Source organism: Micromonospora sp. NPDC050686 (assembly GCF_040654475.1).
In the GTDB taxonomy this organism is placed as follows: Bacteria; Actinomycetota; Actinomycetes; order Mycobacteriales; family Micromonosporaceae; genus Micromonospora.
On record NZ_JBFAID010000017.1, the window covers coordinates 75,492 to 94,339 of the forward strand.

The following is an 18,848-nucleotide window of genomic DNA, read 5'->3' on the forward strand; positions in this document are numbered from 1 at the left end:
GCCGACTGCGCAACGGGCGGCCGGTGGCCTAGCTTCGCCGGATGCTTGGAAACGATGTCAGCGCCGCCGCGGCGGGTGAGTGGACCCTCGGCGACGCAACCGTACGACGGATCGGCTTCGGCGCGATGCGGCTCACCGCGAAGGCCGACGGCTCCCCCAGTGACCGGGACACCGCGGTCGGCGTGCTGCACCGGGCGCGGGAACTCGGGGTGAACCATGTGGACACCGCCGCCTTCTACTTCTCGGCGCAGCGCTCAGCCAACGAGCTGATCAACCGCGCGCTCGCGCCGTACCCGGACGACCTGGTCGTGGCGACCAAGGTGGGGCCCGGCCGGGATCCGTCCGGCGGGTGGTTGCCGCTGGCCCGGCCGGACCAGTTGCGCGGGCAGGTGGAGGAGAACCTGCGCCAGCTCGGACGCGACCACCTGGACGTGGTGAACCTGCGGCAGGCCGGCCTGGACTCGATCGCGGAGCACTTCGGCGCCCTCGCCGAGCTGCGCGCGGCCGGACTGATCCGGCACCTCGGCCTGTCCAACGTCCGGCCGGAGCACCTGGAGCAGGCCCTGGAGATCGCCCCGGTGGTCTGCGTGCAGAACCAGTACGGCCTGCACCAGCGCCGCTCCGCCGCGTTGCTGCGCCGCTGCGGCGAGTTGGGCATCGCCTTCGTGCCGTTCTTCGCCATCACCGGTGAGGGGCGGGAGGGCGGCGGGGTCGCCGACGACGCCGCGGCGCGCGAGATCGCGGACGGACACGGGGTGACGCCGGCCCAGGTGCGACTGGCCTGGACCCTGCACCAGGGGCCGCACGTGCTGGCCATTCCCGGCACCGGCAACCCGGATCACCTGGCGCAGAACGTCGCCGCTGGGGCGCTGCGGCTGTCCGAGGCGGACCTGGCCCGGCTGGGCTGACCGGCGCCGCGCGCGGAGCCGCCGGGCCGGGTCAGCCCGTCGGGCGGGCGGCGTCGGCCGGCGGTGTGCCGTCGCGGAGCAGGTCGGCGTGGGCGGCGCGGAGCCGGTCCAGCGCCGGGTCGCCGCCGGGACGGGCCCGGCGGTCCAGCTCCGCCCAGGCCTCGGCGAGAGCGGCGGTGACCGCGCGCAACTCGGCGGCGTGCCGGCGGGCGCTCTGCCGGTGGGCCTGGTCGAGGCGCCGGGCCCAGCCGGCGGTGACGGCGGCGACCCGGTCGGCGTCGGCGCGGGCCTGCGCGCCGGTGCGGGCGGCGCCGGCCGGGACGATCGCGGCGACGGGGCGGTGGTCGCGGTCGCGGGTGAGCACGGTGACCGCGTCGGTCAGCTCGGCGAGCGCGACGAGCTGGGTGAGCCGGGTGCGGGCCTCGCGCAGCGGCACGGAGCGAGGCTGGTCGGGGTGGTGCGCGGGGGCGGTGGCAACCATGCCGTCATGCTGCACCAGGGGTACGACAATCGATGCCCGACCGTCCGGAAGGGACGGACCGCGCACGGCCCGTCCCCTCCGGCGCGCGGGTCTAGCTGGCCTGCAGGGTCACGTCGTCGATGACGAAGCTGGTCTGCAGGGAGGCGTCCTCCACCCCGGTGAACTTCAGGGTGACGGTCTGGCCGGCGTACGCGGCGGCGTTGAACGTGCGCAGCTGGTAGCCGCTGGCGCGGTTCAGGTTCGAGTACGTCGCCAGGGTGGTGGTGCCGAGCTGCACGGTGAGCTTGTCGTACGCGGTGGTGCTGGTGGTCTCGGCGGTGTCGATGTGCAGGTAGAAGGCGAGGGTGTAGGTCGAGCAGCCGGCCGGGACGGTCAGCGACTGGGACAGCGTGTCGGTGCGGCTGGTGCCGTACCCGTCCAGCCAGGCCTTGTACGAGCCGGTGCGGGCCGGCTGGCTGGCCGAGCTGGTGATCACGCCCGAGCTGGCGGTCCACGGGGCGGTGCCGGACTCGAAGCTGCTGTTGCCGACCACCTGGCCGCCGGCGCAGCCGCCGGTGCCGGTGACGGTGAGGCTGTAGGTGGCGGTCCGGGTGACCGAGCCGGTGCCGGTGACCGTGACGGTGAAGGTGCCCGTGGTGGCCGTGGACGAGGCGCTGACCGTCATCGTCGACGTGCCGCCGGAGGTCACCGACGAGGGGCTGAAGGAGACCGTCACGCCGCTGGGCGCGCCGCTGGCGGAGAGCGTCACGGTCTGGGCGCTGCCGCTGGTCGTGGCGGTGCTGACCGTGGCGGTGGTGGCGGCGCCCCGGGCGACGCTGCCCGAGGTCGGGCTGACCGACACCGAGAAGTCGTTGGTGGGGGTGCCGGAGCCGACGGCGAGCTGCCAGATGGCGTACGCGATGCCGTCCGCGCTGCGGTTGAGGACGGTCGTGTTGATGTTGCTGGTGGTGTCACAGGAGCGGTGGTAGCAGCCGTCGTACGCCGCGCCGGCGGTGCCGCCCCACTTGCTGGCCTGGGCGGAGGTCTTGGTGTAGCTGGCCCCGGCGGCGTACCCGGAGGTGGGGATGCCGGCGTTGTTGAACGAGTAGTCGTCGGAGCGGCCGGCGCCCTCGGTGTTCTCCTCCGGCTGGAGCCCGAACGAGTCCCAGTACGCCTTCAGCGGGGCCGCGGTGGTGGAGGTGATCCGGTTGATGAAGTAGCCGCCGTTGGGCGAGCCCACCATGTCGAAGTTGTAGTAGCCCTTGATGTAGCCCTTCTGGGTGGTCGACAGCGAGTTGACGTAGAACTTCGAGCCCTGCAGGCCCTGCTCCTCGCCGTTCCACCAGGCGAACCGGACCCGCTTGGTCATCGTCGGGCGTTGGCTCGCCAGCACCAGCGCGTTCTCCAGCAGGCTGGCCGAGCCGGAGCCGTTGTCGTTGATGCCCGGGCCGGCGGCGACGCTGTCGAGGTGGGCGCCGAACATCACCACCTGGTCGGTGGGGCCCTGCGGCCACTCGGCGATCAGGTTGCTGCCCGGGTAGGTGCAGGAGGTGCAGGTCTGCTCGGTCACCGTGTAGCCGGCGGCCTGGAGCTTGCCCTTCACGTACGCCACGGAGGCGGTGTAGCCGGCGGAGCCGGCCCGCCGGTTGCCGCCGTTGCTGGTGGCGATGCTGTTGAACTGGGTCAGGTGGGCCTGGACGTTGGTGATCGAGATGTCCGGGGCGGCCAGCGCGGCCAGCGGCGCGGCCGCGGTGACCGGCTTCGCCAGGGTGGTCGCGGAGGCTTGCGGCGCGGCCAGCGTCACCGTGGTGGTGGCGGCGACGAGGGCGAGCGTGACACCCGCGGTCAACGTTGTGCGTCTCATGGGGCTCCTCGGTGCGGGGGTGGGTGTCCGGGTCCGACGATCCCGTTCCCGGGTGACGGGGCGGGTGGGGGTCGAGGCGGCTCGGGGGCGGCCACGGCGGTCGACCCGGGAAGCACACACTGACATGCATCGATCGATGGGTCAACAGTGGATTTCCGGGACCGCCGGCCGCCGCCGCGGGGCCCGTCAGCCCGCCGGGCAGCGGTCGGACAGGGCGTAGCGGACCAGCACCACGTCGTCGATCTGGCGTACCTCGGCCACCCGGGCGCGACGGCCCGGATGCCACGGGAACCGCCCGTCGCCGACGAACCGGGGCGCCCGGCCGTCGCCGACGAAGAACGGCGCGAGCACCAGGTGCAGCTCGTCGGCGAGGCCGGCGGCGAGGAACTGGGCGTGCACCTGCGCGCCGCCCTCCACCATCAGCCGGCCCACGCCCCGCCCGGCCAGGTCGGCGAGCACCCGGGCCGGGTCGACCGGCTCACCGCCGTCGACCACCGCCGCCAGGTGCCCCAGGCGCTCCCGGGTCTTGTCCCACGCCGCGGAACCGCAGTAGACGATCTTGTCGGCGTCGCCGACGGTGAAGAACCGGGCCGCGGGGTCCAGGTCGCCGCTGCCGGTCACGGTGACCTTGGCCGGTGAGGGCGGCAACCCGCGCGCCACCCGCAGCTGCCGGTGCCCGGGCGAGCGGACCAGCAGCCGCGGGTCGTCCCGGCGGACGGTGGCGGCCCCGACCAGGATCGCGTCGGCCTCCGCCCGGACCGCGTCCACCCGGTCGAGGTCGGAGTCGTTGGAGAGCAGCAGCCGCTCGTCGGTGGCGTCGTCGATGTAGCCGTCGATCGACATGGCGCAACTGAGCAGCACGTACGGGCGGCGGCCCACGGCGGACACCGCCGCTCAGCCGACGGTGGGCAGGTCGGCCACGTGCGCCCCGCGGCTGGCCTTCGCGGCCAGGTAACCGGCGTTGGCCGGGGACAGGAACACCCCGGTCGCCACCTGCCCGGCCACCGTCACCCCGTACCGCCGCAGCTGCTCGGACTTGTCGGGGTTGTTGGTCAGCAGCGCCGCCCGGCGTACCTCCAGCGCCACCAGCATCTGCGCGGCCACCGCGTAGTCCCGCTCGTCCTCCTGGTGCCCCAGGGCCACGTTGGCCTCGTAGGTGTCCAGCCCGGCGTCCTGCAACGCGTACGCGTCGAGCTTTGGGTAGAGGCCGATGCCCCGCCCCTCCTGGCGCAGGTAGAGCAGGAAACCGCCGGCGGCGGCGATCCGCTCCACCGCCTCCCGCAACTGCGGCCCGCAGTCGCAGCGCTGGCTGCCGAAGACGTCCCCGGTCAGGCACTCGCTGTGCGGACGGACCAGCGGCGGCTCACCGGTCGCCTGTCGCCGCACCGCGGCCGCGAAGTCACCCAGGCCGAACGCGAGGTGCTCCCGGGCGTCGACCAGTCCGTCGAAGGTGAAGACCCGGCCGGTGGTGGCGTACCCGTCGGGGAACCGCAGGGGCACCGAGACCTGGGTACGGATGGTGGCAAGGGGCAGCGAGTGGTCCATGTGTCTCCTCCGTGCGGCGCCGGGGGCGGTCACCCGACGCAAGGTCACCTACCCACTCAACCACCGATCCGCGCTCCCTGCCCGCCCCGCTCCCGACCGGGCCGCCAGCGGGTCGCCAGCACCACCGCGCCGGGCAGGCTCGCCACCAGCACCAGCGCCCCGTACACCGTGGCGGTGGCCACCCCCTGGGCGGCGCTGAGGCCGGCCGCGCCGAACGCCCACGCCGCCACCCCCTCCCGCGGACCGAACCCGCCGACGTTGGCCGGCACCGCCATCGCCAGCAGCGCCAGCAGGGTCAGCGGCAGCAGCTCGGCCAGCGGCGCGGTGGCGCCCGCGGTGCGCGCCGCCACCAGGAAGGTGGCCAGGTGCCCGCCGACCGCCACCACGGAGGCCAGCACCACCCCGGCCCAGGTGCCGCGGGCGAGCACCCCGGAGCGCAGATCAGCGGCGGCCACCCGCAGCGGCCGGACCCACCGGGCCGGGGCGCGCGCCGGTGCCGAGCGGGCCAGCAGCACCGCGCCGAGCAGGGCCGCGGCCAGCAGCCCGAGCACCATCGGCAGCAGCGGGCGGACCGGCGAGGGGAAGGCCAGCAGCACCGCCGCGGCGAGCGCCACCTGCACCACCTGACCCGCCGTGCGCTCCCACACCACGGCCCGCACGCCCCGGCCGACGTCCCCCGCGTCGCGTCCACTGCGCACCGCCCGGTGCACGTCGCCGAGCACCCCGCCGGGCAGGGTCGCGTTCAGGAACACCGCCCGGTAGCAGTGCGCCACCGCCCCGACCAGCGGCAGCGGCACCCCGAGCCCGCCGGCCACCAGCCGCCACCGCCAGGCGCAGCAGACGGTGGTCAGCGCGCCGATGCCGAGCGCCGCGGCGACCGCCGGGCCGTCGATCAGCCGCAGGCCGTGCAGGAACGGGCCGACGCCCACCCCCCACAGCAGCCCGGCGAGCAGCACCAGCCCGGCGAGCGGGCGGACCGCGACGCGCAGCACCCGCCCGATCCCGGGCCGCGCCGTCGCGGCGGGCACGAGCGCGGCACACGTCGCATCCACCGGTCCTCCCCCAGCCGTACCGTCACCCACCGGTACGGGCCACGACGCCGACCGGTTCAGCCCAGGCCGGCAAGAAGATCGTCGTGGCCCAGTTCCACCCGCAACCGGCCGGCCGCGACCTGGTCCAGCCGCCGCCGGGCGTACGCCCGCGCCGGCCCGGCCAGGTCGGGCCGCTGCTCGCAGGCGGCGGCCAGCCAGCCGGTGAACCAGGCGGCGATCAGCTCGCCGTCGTCCGGGCCCAGCCGCCACGGGCTGGGTCGGCGGCGCACGCCGACGCCGCGCCGGTCGAACGCCGCCACGCAGGCGTCCACCGCGTCCGGGCCGAGCAGCCGGCGCCCGTCGACGGTGCGCCGCTGGTGGTCGTTGAACGCGGCGGCGACCTCCGCGTCCAGCGGCTCCGCCGGGGTGAGCGCCACCCGGCCGGTCACCGAGACCATCAGCAGGGTGGGGCAGCCGGCGCCGGCGCACGCGTCGACCATCCGGTCCAGTTCCTCGGCGGTGAGCATGTCCAGCAGCGCGGAGGCGGTGATCAGACCGGCGCCGGCCAGGTCGCCGGCGGTGAGCCGGGTCAGGTCGGCGCGGTGGGTGCGCACCCGCACCGGGGCGCCGTCGGCGGCGACTAGGTCGGGCGCCGCGGCGACCCGGGCCAGCAGGGCGGCGTCCCGGTCGTACAGGGTCCAGCGTTGCGCCCCGGGCAGTTGCGGGGCCAGCCAGCGCAGCACCGACCCGACGCCGCAGCCCAGGTCGTGCACCGCCAGCGGGCCGGCGGCGACGGGCCGGGCCCGCAGCAGCGCCACGAACTCCGGCGCCCGGGCGGTCGCGTCGGCGGCCTCCCGCAACCGCAGCCACGCCGCGAAGCCGGCGGGATCGTCCTCGGTCATGCCGGGGCACCCTCCGTCAGGGCGCCCGCCAGGGACGCCGTGGTGACCGTCCAGTCGGTCAGGGTGCCGCGCCGGCCGCGCGCGGCGGCGCGCAACGAGCGGCGCAGCGCGGCGTCGCCGAGCCAGTCGCGCAGCGCCCCGGCCAGCGCCACCGGGTCCGCCGGGGGCACCAGCAGGCCCGGCCGGCGCCCGTCCGGAGCGCGGCCCATCGCCTCCGGCACGCCGCCGACCGCGCTGGCCAGCACCGGCATGCCCCGCGCCAGCGCCTCGGTGAGCACCATCCCGTACGTCTCGGCGCGCGACGGCAGCACCAGCAGGTCGGCGGCGGCGTACGCGGCGTCGAGCCGGTCGCCGACCAGCGGGCCGGCCAGCCGCACCCGGCCGGACAGTCCCGCCCCGGTCAGGCGGGCGCGCAGCCGGTCGACGAACTCCGGCGCCCGGGTCAACGCCCCCACCCAGGTGCACCGCCAGTCCAGCGCGGCCACCGCGGCGAGCGCCTCGACCAGCACGTCGTGCCCCTTGTGCGGGCTGACCGCGGCGACGCAGAGCAGTTCCGTGCCGCCCGGCGAGCCGGGCACCTCCGCCGCCGGGTCGACGCCCGGGTGGGCCACCCGCACCCGGTCGGCGGCCAGCCCGTACGCCTCGACGAGCCGTCGCCGGGTCCACTCGCTGGTGGCTACCACCGCGGTGGCCGCCGCCAGGGCGCGGGCCTCGGCCTCGTCGTCGCGCGGCAGGTGCACCAGCGGCACCAGCCGCAGCCGCCCGGCGTGCGGGGTGAGCTGCGCCGGCGACACCGAGGCGAGCAGCCCGTCGAGCAGCACGGTCGCCCCGTCGGGCAGCGCTGCCAGCAGCCCGGCCAGCGCTGCCCGGTCGGCGGGGGTGGGCCGGGGCCAGTCGCCGGGCACCGGGTGCTCGCACACCGACCAGCCGGCCGCCGCCAGCCCCGCGCAGACCCGCCGGTCGTACGTGTTGCCGCCGCTGGGGGTGGCCGGATCGTCCACCCCGGCGGGCAGCACCACGTGCACCCGGCTCAAAGGATCGCCCTCGTTCGCGACTGCGGGGCTCGCAACCCCGGCTCACTCCTCGCGCTCACAGGGACCGGTCGTAGCTGGCCCAGGCGACGTGCGACTCGTGCAGGGTGACGGTGATGCCGGTCAGCCCCTGCGCCCCCGGGCCCAGGTCACCCGCGCCCACCCGGTCGGCGAGCCGGTCGCCGATGACCCGGGCCAGCACCTCGGTGGTGGTGTTCACCCCGGCGAACGCCGGCTCCTCGTCGAGGTTGCGGTAGGTGAGCTCGCCCAGCACCGCCTTGAGCTGGTCGGTGGCCAGGCCGATGTCGACCACGATGCCGTTCTCGTCGAGGTCGGGCCGGCGGAACGTGGCGTCGACGACGAAGGTCGCCCCGTGCAGTCGCTGGGCCGGGCCGAACACCTCACCCCGGAAGCTGTGGGCGATCATGATGTGGTCACGGACGGTCACGCTGAACACGGGTCACTCTCCGTCGTAGGTGATGAGGTGGCAGAGCGCGGGCAGGCTGCCCGCGGTGAGCCGGGAAAGCACGTCGGGCAGCTCGCGGAACGCGGACCGCCCGGTGATGAGCGCGTCGAACACCGGGTCGGCGAGCAGCTCCAGGGCCAGCGCCAGCCGGTCGGCGTACGTGCGGGAGGAGCGGCGGGCGGGTGCCACCATGCCGACCTGGCTGCTGCGTACGGTCAGCCGCCCCGAGTGGAACGCGCCGCCCAGCGACACCTGCACCGGGCGGTCGCCGTACCAGCTCAGTTCGAGCACGGTGCCCTCGGGCGCGAGCAGGTCCAGGGCCTGCTGCAACCCGGCGGAGCTGGCGCTGGCGTGCACCACCAGGTCACGCCCGTCGGCGGCGTCGCCCGGGGCGGCGAAGTCGACGCCGAGCGCGGCGGCGACCGCCGCCCGGCCCGGGTCGGTGTCCACCAGCTGCACCCGGACCCCGGGAAAGCGGGCCAGCAGGGCGGCCACCGAGCAGCCCACCATGCCGGCCCCGACGACGGTGACCCGGTCGCCGACCAGGGGCGGCGCGTCCCACAGCGCGTTCACCGCGGTCTCCACCGTGCCGGCCAGCACCGCCCGCGCCGCCGGCACCGATTCGGGTACGCGGACCACGGCGTCGGCCGGCACCACGTACGCGCTCTGGTGCGGGTGCAGGCAGAAGACGGTCCGCCCACGCAGCTCGGCCGGGCCCGCCTCCACCTCGCCCACGCTGAGGTAGCCGTACTTCACCGGGGCCGGGAAGTCGCCGGACTGGAACGGGGCGCGCATGGCCGCGTACTGGCTCGGTGGGACCGCGCCGGCGAAAACCAGGGTCTCGGTGCCCCGGCTCACCCCCGAGTAGCGGGCCCGAACCAGCACCTCGTCCGGGCCGGGCTCGGGCAGTCGCACCGGCCGGATCTCGCCCGCTCCGGGTGAGCGGAGCCAGAAGGCCTCGGCCTGTCGCCTCACCGCTCGTTCCTCCCTCGTCGGCATCCCACCCGGGCCTTCGGGTTTCAGACCGAACCGTTCGGTCACGTTTTCCGTGTTGATGGTCAGGGGTTTGTCGATCATAGTCACGGAGGAACGGTGCGGACGGTTCGAAACAGCCCGGTCACCGGCCTGGCCGGCCAGGTCGTCCTGCTGGCGGTCCTCGCCGCAGCGGTGGGGCTCGGCGTCACGGGCTGGCTGGTCGGGCTCGCCCACGGCCTGGCGCAGTACGGGCTGCTGCGGCACGGCCTGCGCCTCGACGGCACCCCCGGGCTGCGCCCGGCCGACCGGGTGACCCTCGCCCGGGCCGTCCTGGTCGGCGGGGTGACGGCGCTGGCCGCGGACGTCCTCGCCGGCGGGCAGGTGCCGGCCGCGGTGCCGGTGTCGCTGGCCGCGGTGGCGCTCGCGCTGGACTGGGTGGACGGCCGGGTGGCCCGGGGCACCGGCACCGCCAGCGGGTTCGGCGCCCGCTTCGACATGGAGGTCGACGCCTTCCTGATCCTGGTGCTCAGCGCGTACGTCGCACCGGCCGTCGGCGGCTGGGCCCTCGCGATCGGCGCCATGCGGTACGCCTTCGTCGCGGCGAGCTGGCCGCTGCCCTGGCTGCGCGGCTCGCTGCCGGCGCGGCAGTGGCGCAAGGTGGTGGCCGCCGTGCAGGGTGTCGCCCTGGTGGTGGCCGCCGCCGCAGTGCTGCCCGGCCCGCTGGACGCGCTGCTGGTGGCGGCGGCGCTGGCGCTGCTGGTCGAGTCGTTCGCCCGGGACGTGTGGTGGCTGTGGCGGCACCGCGCCTCCCGCGAGGCCGTCGGGTCGCTCCCCCGCCCCGGCCACTCCGCACCGCCGACCGTACACCCGGCGACGGCCCACGGCCGGCCCGCGGCGGCGGCCGGTCATCCCGTGCCGCCGGCCGGCCGGTCCGGGGCGGTGGTGCCGGGGCAGGCTGCGGCCCGGACACCGGCGCGGCAGGCCGCCTGACCCAGCACACCCCTGCGACCAGGAAGAACGCCGTGGGCACCGACGCGACATCCGATATCCCCGACGGTCCCGGACCAGCCGACCAGGGCGCTGCGCCGCCGGCGGACCCTCGCCGGACCGAAGTGGACGCCGACGGCCTGGCCGGCGCCGGCCCCGGCGTCGACGCGGAACCGACCGGGCCGGACGGTGACCCGACCCGAACGGGGCCGGACGGTGACCCGGCCCAAACGGACGGTGACCCGGCCCGAACCGGGCCGGACGGTGACCCGGCACGGGCCGGCCGTGGTCGTCGGTTCGCGGCCGCGACGGCGACCGGCCTGGCGGCGCTGCTCGTGCTGGCCGCGCTCACCGCGCCGAACCGGATCGACGCGCTGCGACCCGCCGCGTTCGTCCGCATCCCGCTCGAGGCGTTGCTCGCCACCGCGCTGCTGCTCGCCCTGCCCCGCCGGGCCGGCCGGGTGGTGGCCGCGCTGGTCGGCGCGGCGCTCGGCCTGCTGGCCGTGCTCAAGCTGCTCGACATGGGTTTCTTCGAGGCCCGGGCCCGGCCGTTCGACCTGGTGCTGGACTGGGCGATGCTCGACGACGGGTTGAGCTTCCTGACCGACTCCGTCGGCCGGGCCGGTGCGATCGCCGCCGCGGTGGCAGCGGTACTGCTCGCCGCCGGGCTGGTGCTGGCGACCGCCCGGTCGGTGCTGCGGTTGACCCGGTTGGCCCGCCGGCACCCCGCCGGCACCACCCGGGCGGTGGCGGCGCTGACCGTCGTGTGGACGGTCTGCGCCCTGCTCGGCGTGCGGACCGCGCCCGGGGTCGCGGTAGCCGACGCCAGCGCCACCGCCCTCGTCCACGAGCACGCCGCCGGGGTACGGGCGGGCCTGCACGACCGGGCGGCCTTCGCCGCCCGGATCGGCGTGGACGCCTTCCGGGACGTCCCGGACGAGCGGCTGCTGAGCGGGTTGCGCGGCAAGGACGTGGTCGTCACGTTCGTGGAGAGCTACGGGCGGGTGGCGGTGCAGGACCCGCGGATCGCCCCGGGGGTGAACCGGGTGCTCGACGACGGCACCGAGCGGCTGCGCGCCGCCGGGTTCGCCACACGCAGCGGGTGGCTGACCTCGCCGACGGCCGGCGGGGGCAGTTGGCTGGCGCACGCCACGCTGCTGTCCGGGCTGTGGGTGGACAACGAGCAGCGGCACACCGACCTGCTCGCCAGCGACCGACTCACCCTCAACGGGGCGTTCCGGCGGGCCGGCTGGCAGACCGTCGGGGTGTTGCCGGCCGCCACCCAGCCCTGGCCGCAACGGAGCTTCTACACCTACGACCGCTACTACGACGCGGAGCGGCTCGGCTACCGGGGCCCCAGGTTCAGCTACGCGCCGATGCCCGACCAGTACACCCTGGCCACCTTCCAACGGCTGGAACGGGGCCGGCCGGGGCACGCCCCGCTGATGGCGGAGATCCCGCTGGTGTCCAGCCACACCCCGTGGGCACCGCTGCCCCGCCCGGTCGACTGGGCGCGGGCCGGTGACGGCGCGGCGTACCTGGGCATGCCGGCGCACGGCGAGTCGCCGGAGGCCGTCTGGCAGGACCCGGCGCGGGTCCGGTCGGCGTACGGCCGGTCGATCGAGTACTCGGTGGGTGTCCTGATCTCCTGGCTGCAGCGGTACGGCGACGACGACCTGGTGCTGGTCTTCCTCGGCGACCACCAGCCGGCGCCGATCGTCACCGGCCCGGACGCCGGCCGCGAGGTGCCGATCACGGTGGTGGCCCGGGATCCGGCGGTGCTGGACCGGATCGCCGGCTGGGGCTGGCAGGACGGCCTGCGCCCCGGGCCGGACGCGCCGGTCTGGCCGATGGACGCCTTCCGGGACAGGTTCCTCGCCGCGTTCGCCGGCTGAGCAGGGGGCGACGGCGCGATGCGATCGGCGGAGCCCCGGCCCGGCGCGGTTGCGGCCCGGCCCGGCGCGGTTGCGGCCCGGCCCGGCGCGGCTGCGGCCCGGCCCGGCGCGGCTGCGGCCCGGGGCGGCGCGGGCTGAGGGAACCTCTCGCGCACGCTACCAACTTGATGACGTGAACGAATCATCCTCGACCACGTCGGCAGGAGCCGTGATTCGTCGGCGCGTCGAGTTCGCAGGCAGCATGGCATGGCCCCGACGAGACGAGACGGCATCGACGGCCGTCGTGATTCGTTTGCGTCATCAAGTTGGTAGGCATCAAGAGGCACCCGGGCGCGCCACCGACGTACGGCCCGGCACCGACGTACGGCCCGACACGCCACCGACGTACGGCCCGGCACGGCGCGATCAGGGCGCGACGGTGGCCGGGTGGGCCGCCACGGGAGCACCCGCCGGCCCGGGTGCCACTCGACCGTGAGCACCCGGCGGTCCACGGCGCCCCGGCCGGCGGGACGGACGCGGGCCGGGACGGACCCGGGGTGGTGCGGCGTCAGCCGGCGAGCAGGGCGTCGGCGCGGACCAGGCGCTCGAGGTCCGGGGTGGGGCGCACCCCCAACTCCCGGTCCAGGATCGCCCGGAACACCTCCAGCCGGCGGACCGCCTCGGCGTAGTTGTGCTCGCCGAGGTGCGCGGTGATCAGCGCCCGGGTGGCGCTCTCCCGCAGCGGCTCCAGGTGCACGGCGGTCAGCGCTACCTGGATCGCCTCGCCGAAGCGGCGTTCGGCGGTGAGCCGGGCGGCGAGCGCCTCCAGCGCGGACAGCCGCAGGTGCCGCAGCCGTTCCCGCTCGGCGAGGACCCAGTCGTCGTACCAGCCCGGCAGCAGCTCGCCGCCGAGGACGTGGCCGGCGCGCAGGTCGACGGCCGTACCGTCGACCAGCCGGCCGGCGGTGGCAGCCAGCACCGCGACGTCGGTCTCCACCACGTCGGAGAGCGCCAGCCGTTCGTCGCCGGTGACCAGCGGCACCGGGGTCAGCCGGTGCAACCGCCACAGCGCGGTACGCAGGTTGGCGCGGGCCCGCTCCTCGCCGGAGTCCGGCCAGAGCAGGCCCGCCGCCTCGGCACGGGCACGTTGCGGGTGCACGGCCAGCAGGGCGAGCAGTCGGCGCACGCTGTGCGGGCTGGGCAGCGACCGGCCGTCGCGGTCCAGCGCGAAGCCGCCCAGCAGCCGCAGGTGGTACGGGACACGTTGCGTCGGAACCATGGAGAGCCCTTCGGTGATCCCGCCTCGGGCCTCCCACGTTCCGCCGAGCGGAGACCGCCGGTCAACGCTGTGTCGCGACCATGACCCGGGCTGCACCCGAACAGGTGCCCCGGCTCACCCGTTCAGCGCAGCCGGGTGAGGGTCTGCGCGTACGCCGTCCACTCCGCCGCGTCGCCCATGGTGGCGCCGACCTGGTTCTCCTTCATGATGGACACCAGCTTCTCCGACGGCGTCTTGGCCAGCGCCCCGATGGTGTTGATCCCGGCCTTGACCAGCGCCTGCCGGGCCCGGGTCGGTACCGCGGTGAGCGTGGCCACGTCGCCGTCGGAGACGCTCTGCAACGCGGTGTCGACGCCCAGCGCGGCAGCCACCGCGGCCGGCGCCCCGGTGGTGGTGCGCACCATCGCCGCCTCCCGCTCGCCCAGCTCGACGACCATCCGGTCGAGGTTGTCGTAGACCCCGTCGGCGGGCAGCGTCCGCAGCACGTCGCGCACGGTCCGCCCGTCGGTCAGCACCTCGTCGCCGAAGACCCGGACGAACTCCTCGACCCGCACCTGCTGGGGGAAGCGCCGCCGCGGGTCGTCCCGCTCGAACAAGTAGCGGTTGAGCTGGGCGGCGCCCTTGAGCTTGGTGCCGGCGACCGCGTCCACCCCGACGGTCTCCACCGCCGGCAGCACGACGGTGCCCTGTCGGGTCTGCCAGACGCTCACCTTCTTGTCGAGGAACATGGTGGTGCCCATGTACCGGCCGAAGTCCAGCGCCGCGAGGGGATAGTTCGGGTACTTGTCGACGACCAGTGGCCCGCCGGTGATCGCGCCCGAGTCGTGCGTGGTGGCGTTGAGCCGGTTCAGTTCGGCGCGGATCTCGTCGAGCAGCTTGCGCAGGCTGACCCGCATGGCGGCCAGGCAGGAGAACGCCTTGGCCACGTCGGTGCCGAGGTGGTCCAGGTCGTGTTCGATGCGGTGGAAGCGCTCGTTGAAGCCCAGCTCCCCGGTGGTCTGCCCGGCCTGCACCACGTCCTCGCCGTCCACCCAGTCGCTGTGCGTGAACGTCCGGACGAACGACGGCGGCGCGCAGGACGGCTCGACGGCCGGGAACGGTTCCGCGTAGTTGAAGACCCGCTTGGCGGTGCCGACGTTCTCGAAGATCCAGGAGGAGACCAGGACGCTGGCCTCGGACTTGTCGATCCCGGCTTTGGTGAAGGTCTCGTAGAGCTCACCGACGGTCAGCCCGTCGTAGTTGATCTCGATGGCCATGGTGGTCCTCTCAGAGCTGGTCGTACACGCCGCGCTGTCGGCGCTGCCGGTACTGGCGGAAGGTGCGGGCCACGGCCGGGCGCAGCGGCTCGGCCGCCCCGTCCCCGTCGAGGTCGACGTGGTCGCGGCGCAGGGCGTACGTGTTGACCTCCACGCCGAGTGGGCAGACCCGGGTGAGCACGTTCATCAGCCGCTCGTACTGGGCCAGGGTGAGCGCCACCCCGTCGGGCAGCTCCACCCGGAACTCGTACGGGTCGGTCAGGCCGGTGCGCACGTAGGAGAGCGCCACCACCGCGACCAGGCCGGGCGCGGTCGGCCGGAGCACGGTGCGGCTGCCCACCGCCTTGATCTCCCCCGCTCCCCCGCCCAGCCCGACGGTGTACCAGCGGAAGCCGGTGGCCCGCCGCTCGGACAGGTTGATCCCGGCCTCCGGCAGGCCGATCACGCTCACCACGAGCAGCACCCGGTTGCCGGCGTCGACCAGCGGCAGCACGGCGGCGAGCCGGTTGTCCCGCAGCACCCCGACCAGCCGGGCCAGCCGCTGCACCGCGGCCGGTTGGTTGGCGACCAGGCCGGCGGCGAACGCGGCGGGCAGCTCGACGGTCTCGACCAGCTCGTCGGGCAGCTGGTTCAGCGCGGCGACCACCGGCCCGGGGTCGCCGACCGCGGGCAGCCCGGCGGCGGCGAGGGCCAGCAGCACCGGCTGGCCCGCCGGTCGGGCGGGCACGGTGGCCCAGCGGGTCCGGGCCTGCGCGTCGGTCAGCCCGGCCCAGGCGGTCTCGCCGCCTCCGGTCCACGCCGCCGCCGCGTCCGCCAGTCCGGCGAGCAGCAGCGCGTTGCCGCCCGGGTCGCCGGGGGCGTGGAACCGGGCCTGCACCGGCACCGCGGCCTGCACGGCGGCGGTGGCCGGGGCGGTGACGGCCAGCCCCCGGGTGGGTAGGTGGGACAGGTAGAGGGTGGCGCTGTCGACCCGGTGCGCGGTGGGCAGCCCGCAGGCGCGCCACAGCCAGGCCGCCTCGGGGTCGGCCGTGGCGGTGGGCACCCCGGCCGCCCGGGCGGCGACGATCAGCGCCTCGGCGGTGGCGTCGGCCGTCACCGCCCGGCCGGTGTTCAGGATCCGACCGCGCAGGTCGGCCAGTTGGGCGCCGGTGGGCGGGGTGAGGTTCACCCCGAGGCCCAGCTCGTACCGGCTGCCGCCGGCGTCGTCCTGGGCCCGCTTGACCTGCCAGGTCACGCTCGCGCCGAGTGCCCGGCAGACCCGGCCGGCGCGGTCCAGGGCGACCGCCAGCGGCGGCGCGACGCCGTGTGCGCTGTCGAAGGCGTACGACTGGCGCAGGCTGGCCCGCAGCGCGGTGATCTCGGCGAGCCGCCGGGCGGGCAGCGCCCGGGCGGCGTGGGTGGTGTTGTTGGGCGGGGTGTTGGCCGGCAGGATCAGCCGGTCCCGGCGCAGTTGGGCGAGGAAGTTGGTGCGGTGCTGGGCGCCGCCCACGGCGACCAGCGCGACCGCCACCGCGAACTGGTCGTCCTCCTCGCGCAGGGTGAACCGGGCGCCGCCGGGCAGGTCGGCGAAGAGCCCGGTGTTCGGGTCGGTCGGCGCGCCCGGTCCGTTCAGCAGCCGGCGTACGGCGCCGGGGGTGGGCAGCAGGAACCGGCGGTACAGGCCGAGCCGGGCGGCGTACGCGGCGTCGGGTTCCCGGCCCGGGTCGGGCAGCCGGCGGGCGTACACCTCGCCGGTGGCGTCGTCGTGCACCAGCTCGTCGATGAACCGGGGCACCCCGACGTCGGCGCCGATGCGGTCCAGCGCGTCCCGCCGGGCGTGCCCGAGCGTCCGGTACGCGTGCACCTCGCGCAGCGCGCGGCGCAGCCGGTTCTTCTCGTACGTCACCGCGTACAGCAGCCGGCCCAGGTTGCCCTCGACGACGGCCAGCTCCACCAGGTCCCGGGCGGCGGCGCCGGTGACCGCGGCGTACGTGCCGTTCTCGCCGGCCCGCTCGACCAGCACGGCGACCCGGAAGGCGGGCACCAGCGGCTCGGCGGCGGTGTCCGGGGCGAGCACCGGGACCGACGCCCCGGCCGCGGACCAGGGGGCGAACACCCCGGCGGGCAGCGGGCCGCCGCCGTTCGGGGTGACCCGGACCCGGACGGTCTCCTCGCCGAGGTCGCGGCGCAGCACCGCGGTCAGCAGCGGGTGCCGGCTGGTCCAGTCGACGTCGGCGGTGCCGTCGGCGGCGAGCGGCAGCACCACCCGCCGCACGGTTCCCGCCCAGGGGCCCTCCAGCTGGTCGACGACGTTGCGCTCGACGGACGGGTCGGCCCCGTCGACCGGTATCCGCAGGTCGGTCATGGTCACCTCACACGATCCGGAACGGCCGGGGGTCGTCCCGGTCGACGTAGACGGGCACCTGGTTGGCGGCGAGCACGGCGTTGGCGCCCACGGCCAGCCGTTGCACGCCGTCCCCGGCGGGCGCGGTGGCGGTGACCACGACGGCCGAGTCGGCGGGGAAGCGGACCAGCCGCAGGTCCCGGACGTCGGCGACGCCGGGCTCGTTCATCAGCGTCCAGATCACCTCGGCCACCCGGACCGGTTCGCCGAAGGGCAGCTCGTCGACGTAGCGGCGTAGCCGGGCGTGCAGCCGGGCCCGCAGCTCGGCGGCGGCGGTGGAGGCGTTGACCGTCTCCTTCGAACCGGTGGGCAGCGGCAGGCCCCGGATCACCAGGTCCGCCTCGACGCCGATGCCGACCTCCTCGGCGCGCTCCACGGCGGCGAAGACGCCGACCGGGCGCAGGTCCTCGATGACCGACTCGACGGCGGCCTGCAACCCGTCCGGCCCCTCCCAGATGGCCGCCGCGGTGGGCGCCACCAGCACCGAGAAGTAGTACGGGTTGCCCAGGTCGCGTTCGGTGCTGAAGACCCGCTCGATGAAGTTGAAGTTGCCGAAGATTGACTGGTTGAGGTCCAGCCCGCCCCGGCCGTCGAAGACCTGCACCTGCCGTACGCCGGGCACGGTCGCCACGGCCAGGCCGATCGCCTCGGAGGTCCACACCGAGCGGGGCGCGGCCAGCAGCAGCTGCCGGTACCGGGCGTCGCTGACCTGGAGTTCGCCGCCGGTGAGCGGGGTGGTGTGGGTGATCTGGACGAGTTCGGCGCCGGCGGCCTGCTCGGCGTCGTCCAGGTCGGTCAGCAGGGTGTCAGCCCGGTTCCACCGGTCGATGCGCTGGTCGGGGCGGGCCGGGTCCAGGTTGTGCGACGGGCCGGGGTGGAAGGCCGCCACGGCGGGGCTGCGCTGCGGGGCGGCGGCGGTGAGCACCACGGTTTCGTCCAGCGCCACGTGGTGCCCGCCCGGGGTGGACAGCCGGGCCCCGCGGGGCAGGGTGATCCCGGTCCGCCCGGCCGGCAGCGCCCCGGCCAGCTTCAGCGTGACGGTGCCGCGTGCCTGCAGGTCGGGCCGGGGGATCCCGAGGTCCTCGCCGAGCCGGGTCAGCCCGTCGCCGACGGCGGAGACGGCGTACGTGTTGTCGTAGACGGCGCCGCAGGTGGCCCAGAGCCGGGCGTCCTCCAGCGCGGCGAGTTCGAAGACCTTGCGCAGCACCGAGCCGGTGGTGAGGTCCACGTCGTCGCCGAAGAGCAGCCGGGCGGTGGCCAGCTTCTCGGCCAGCAGCCGGGCGAAGGACTTGGGTACGAAGCCGGTGTCGACGACGCCGAAGCCGGCGGAGCCGGTGGTGCGCAGCGCCTCGGCGTCGACGGCGAGCACGTCGGCCGGTTCGGTGGGCAGGATGGGCTCAGACACTGGGCAGCTCCCCGAGTCGCACCGCGAGCCGGTCGTCGGTGATGGTTTCGAACTGGACCTCCACCCGCAGGGTGCGCGAGGCGCGCAGCGCCGGGTCGGCGCCGGCACCCAGCCGGCCGTCGTCGAGGTTGACGTCGACGATCCGGCGGATCCGTGGGTCGCGGTGCAGCAGGGTGATGACGGCGACCCGGACCTGCTCGCGGATCAGCACCGGTTCGAGGTCCTCGGCGAGGGCGTTGAGGCCGTCGAAGCCGAACTCGGCGTCGAAGACGTTGGCGCCGCGCAGCGTGGTGAGGGCGACCGCGAGGGCCTGGCTGACGTTGTCCGGCCCGCGGACCAGGTCCAGGGTGCGGCCGTTCGGCCCGGTGGTGAAGGAGATGTCGCGGGCGATGTCGATCCCGGGCAGGGTCTCGGTGAAGGCGAGCCCCCAGCCCAGGTAGCGGTTGCGGGCGGTCTCCCGTTCGCGTTCGGTGCGGTCCATC

17 protein-coding genes are annotated in these 18,848 nt (G+C 75.7%); 3 read left to right on the forward strand and 14 right to left on the reverse strand.

Annotated elements, in window-relative coordinates:
* Nucleotides 1-41: 41 nt before the first annotated feature.
* A complete protein-coding gene (locus tag AB0H57_RS14555; protein ID WP_357506391.1) occupies nt 42-908 on the forward strand; it encodes an aldo/keto reductase in 867 nt (288 codons plus the stop codon).
* A gap of 31 nt (nt 909-939) precedes the next feature.
* Here AB0H57_RS14555 and AB0H57_RS14560 read toward each other — a convergent pair whose 3' ends face one another.
* The 9 genes from AB0H57_RS14560 to AB0H57_RS14600 all read right to left on the reverse strand — a co-directional run bounded on the left by AB0H57_RS14560 (nt 940) and on the right by AB0H57_RS14600 (nt 9,182).
* Nucleotides 940-1,389, reverse strand: coding sequence for a type II toxin-antitoxin system Phd/YefM family antitoxin (locus AB0H57_RS14560; protein WP_357506393.1), 450 nt, complete (start codon nt 1,387-1,389; stop codon nt 940-942).
* Nucleotides 1,390-1,480: 91 nt separating this feature from the next.
* A complete protein-coding gene (locus tag AB0H57_RS14565) occupies nt 1,481-3,232 on the reverse strand; it encodes a M28 family metallopeptidase (RefSeq protein ID WP_357506395.1) in 1,752 nt (583 codons plus the stop codon).
* A gap of 186 nt (nt 3,233-3,418) precedes the next feature.
* Nucleotides 3,419-4,111 carry a dihydrofolate reductase family protein gene (locus AB0H57_RS14570; RefSeq protein WP_357506454.1) on the reverse strand — a complete coding sequence of 231 codons (693 nt, stop codon included), beginning with the start codon at nt 4,109-4,111 and terminating at the stop codon, nt 3,419-3,421.
* A gap of 15 nt (nt 4,112-4,126) precedes the next feature.
* A complete protein-coding gene (ribA, locus tag AB0H57_RS14575) occupies nt 4,127-4,777 on the reverse strand; it encodes a GTP cyclohydrolase II (RefSeq protein ID WP_357506396.1) in 651 nt (216 codons plus the stop codon).
* 56 nt (nt 4,778-4,833) lie between these two features.
* Nucleotides 4,834-5,805 carry a lysylphosphatidylglycerol synthase transmembrane domain-containing protein gene (locus tag AB0H57_RS14580; RefSeq protein ID WP_357506456.1) on the reverse strand — a complete coding sequence of 324 codons (972 nt, stop codon included), beginning with the start codon at nt 5,803-5,805 and terminating at the stop codon, nt 4,834-4,836.
* A gap of 80 nt (nt 5,806-5,885) precedes the next feature.
* Nucleotides 5,886-6,710 (reverse strand): class I SAM-dependent methyltransferase, encoded by an 825-nt coding sequence (locus AB0H57_RS14585; protein ID WP_357506398.1) that lies wholly within the window; start codon nt 6,708-6,710, stop codon nt 5,886-5,888.
* Entirely contained in the window at nt 6,707-7,744 is a 1,038-nt protein-coding gene (locus AB0H57_RS14590) for a glycosyltransferase family 4 protein (RefSeq protein ID WP_357506400.1), read from the reverse strand. The genes AB0H57_RS14585 and AB0H57_RS14590 overlap by 4 nt, the downstream gene beginning before the upstream one ends.
* 55 nt (nt 7,745-7,799) lie before the next feature.
* The gene (locus AB0H57_RS14595) at nt 7,800-8,198 is read right to left on the reverse strand and encodes a 6-carboxytetrahydropterin synthase (protein WP_357506402.1); all 399 of its coding nucleotides are present in this window, start codon (nt 8,196-8,198) and stop codon (nt 7,800-7,802) included.
* Nucleotides 8,199-8,201: 3 nt separating this feature from the next.
* Complete coding sequence (locus tag AB0H57_RS14600) at nt 8,202-9,182, reverse strand: dehydrogenase (RefSeq protein ID WP_357506404.1); 981 nt, start codon at nt 9,180-9,182, stop codon at nt 8,202-8,204.
* 117 nt (nt 9,183-9,299) lie between these two features.
* Here AB0H57_RS14600 and AB0H57_RS14605 point away from each other — a divergent pair, with 117 nt between their 5' ends.
* Together AB0H57_RS14605 and AB0H57_RS14610 are read left to right on the forward strand one after the other, a co-directional pair.
* On the forward strand, nt 9,300-10,172 hold the full coding sequence (locus tag AB0H57_RS14605) for a CDP-alcohol phosphatidyltransferase family protein (RefSeq protein ID WP_357506406.1): 873 nt from the start codon (nt 9,300-9,302) through the stop codon (nt 10,170-10,172).
* Between the two features lie 122 nt (nt 10,173-10,294).
* On the forward strand, nt 10,295-12,064 hold the full coding sequence (locus tag AB0H57_RS14610) for a sulfatase-like hydrolase/transferase (protein ID WP_357506408.1): 1,770 nt from the start codon (nt 10,295-10,297) through the stop codon (nt 12,062-12,064).
* A gap of 547 nt (nt 12,065-12,611) precedes the next feature.
* Here the strand turns inward: AB0H57_RS14610 and AB0H57_RS14615 are convergent.
* The 5 genes from AB0H57_RS14615 to AB0H57_RS14635 form a co-directional block, all read right to left on the reverse strand.
* The gene (locus tag AB0H57_RS14615) at nt 12,612-13,322 is read right to left on the reverse strand and encodes a BTAD domain-containing putative transcriptional regulator (protein ID WP_357506410.1); all 711 of its coding nucleotides are present in this window, start codon (nt 13,320-13,322) and stop codon (nt 12,612-12,614) included.
* A gap of 122 nt (nt 13,323-13,444) precedes the next feature.
* The gene (locus AB0H57_RS14620) at nt 13,445-14,578 is read right to left on the reverse strand and encodes a hypothetical protein (RefSeq protein WP_357506412.1); all 1,134 of its coding nucleotides are present in this window, start codon (nt 14,576-14,578) and stop codon (nt 13,445-13,447) included.
* 10 nt (nt 14,579-14,588) lie between these two features.
* Nucleotides 14,589-16,922: a hypothetical protein gene (locus AB0H57_RS14625; protein ID WP_357506414.1), complete on the reverse strand. Its 2,334-nt coding sequence runs from the start codon at nt 16,920-16,922 to the stop codon at nt 14,589-14,591.
* Between the two features lie 7 nt (nt 16,923-16,929).
* Nucleotides 16,930-18,366, reverse strand: a complete 1,437-nt coding sequence (locus tag AB0H57_RS14630) for a hypothetical protein (protein WP_357506416.1) — start codon at nt 18,364-18,366, stop codon at nt 16,930-16,932.
* Nucleotides 18,359-18,847, reverse strand: a complete 489-nt coding sequence (locus AB0H57_RS14635; protein ID WP_357506418.1) for a hypothetical protein — start codon at nt 18,845-18,847, stop codon at nt 18,359-18,361. Before AB0H57_RS14635 ends, AB0H57_RS14630 begins: the two co-directional genes overlap by 8 nt.
* Nucleotide 18,848 lies beyond the last annotated feature (1 nt).

Excerpts from the sequence above, each read along its gene's own strand:
- AB0H57_RS14635 (WP_357506418.1), bottom strand. The coding sequence starts at position 18,847 with ATGGACCGCACCGAACGCGAACGGGAGACCGCCCGCAACCGCTACCTG.
- AB0H57_RS14620 (WP_357506412.1), bottom strand. The coding sequence starts at position 14,578 with ATGGCCATCGAGATCAACTACGACGGGCTGACCGTCGGTGAGCTCTAC.
- ribA (WP_357506396.1), bottom strand. The coding sequence starts at position 4,777 with ATGGACCACTCGCTGCCCCTTGCCACCATCCGTACCCAGGTCTCGGTG.
- AB0H57_RS14555 (WP_357506391.1), top strand. The coding sequence starts at position 42 with ATGCTTGGAAACGATGTCAGCGCCGCCGCGGCGGGTGAGTGGACCCTC.
- AB0H57_RS14565 (WP_357506395.1), bottom strand. The coding sequence starts at position 3,232 with ATGAGACGCACAACGTTGACCGCGGGTGTCACGCTCGCCCTCGTCGCC.
- AB0H57_RS14615 (WP_357506410.1), bottom strand. The coding sequence starts at position 13,322 with ATGGTTCCGACGCAACGTGTCCCGTACCACCTGCGGCTGCTGGGCGGC.
- AB0H57_RS14625 (WP_357506414.1), bottom strand. The coding sequence starts at position 16,922 with ATGACCGACCTGCGGATACCGGTCGACGGGGCCGACCCGTCCGTCGAG.
- AB0H57_RS14560 (WP_357506393.1), bottom strand. The coding sequence starts at position 1,389 with ATGGTTGCCACCGCCCCCGCGCACCACCCCGACCAGCCTCGCTCCGTG.
- AB0H57_RS14585 (WP_357506398.1), bottom strand. The coding sequence starts at position 6,710 with ATGACCGAGGACGATCCCGCCGGCTTCGCGGCGTGGCTGCGGTTGCGG.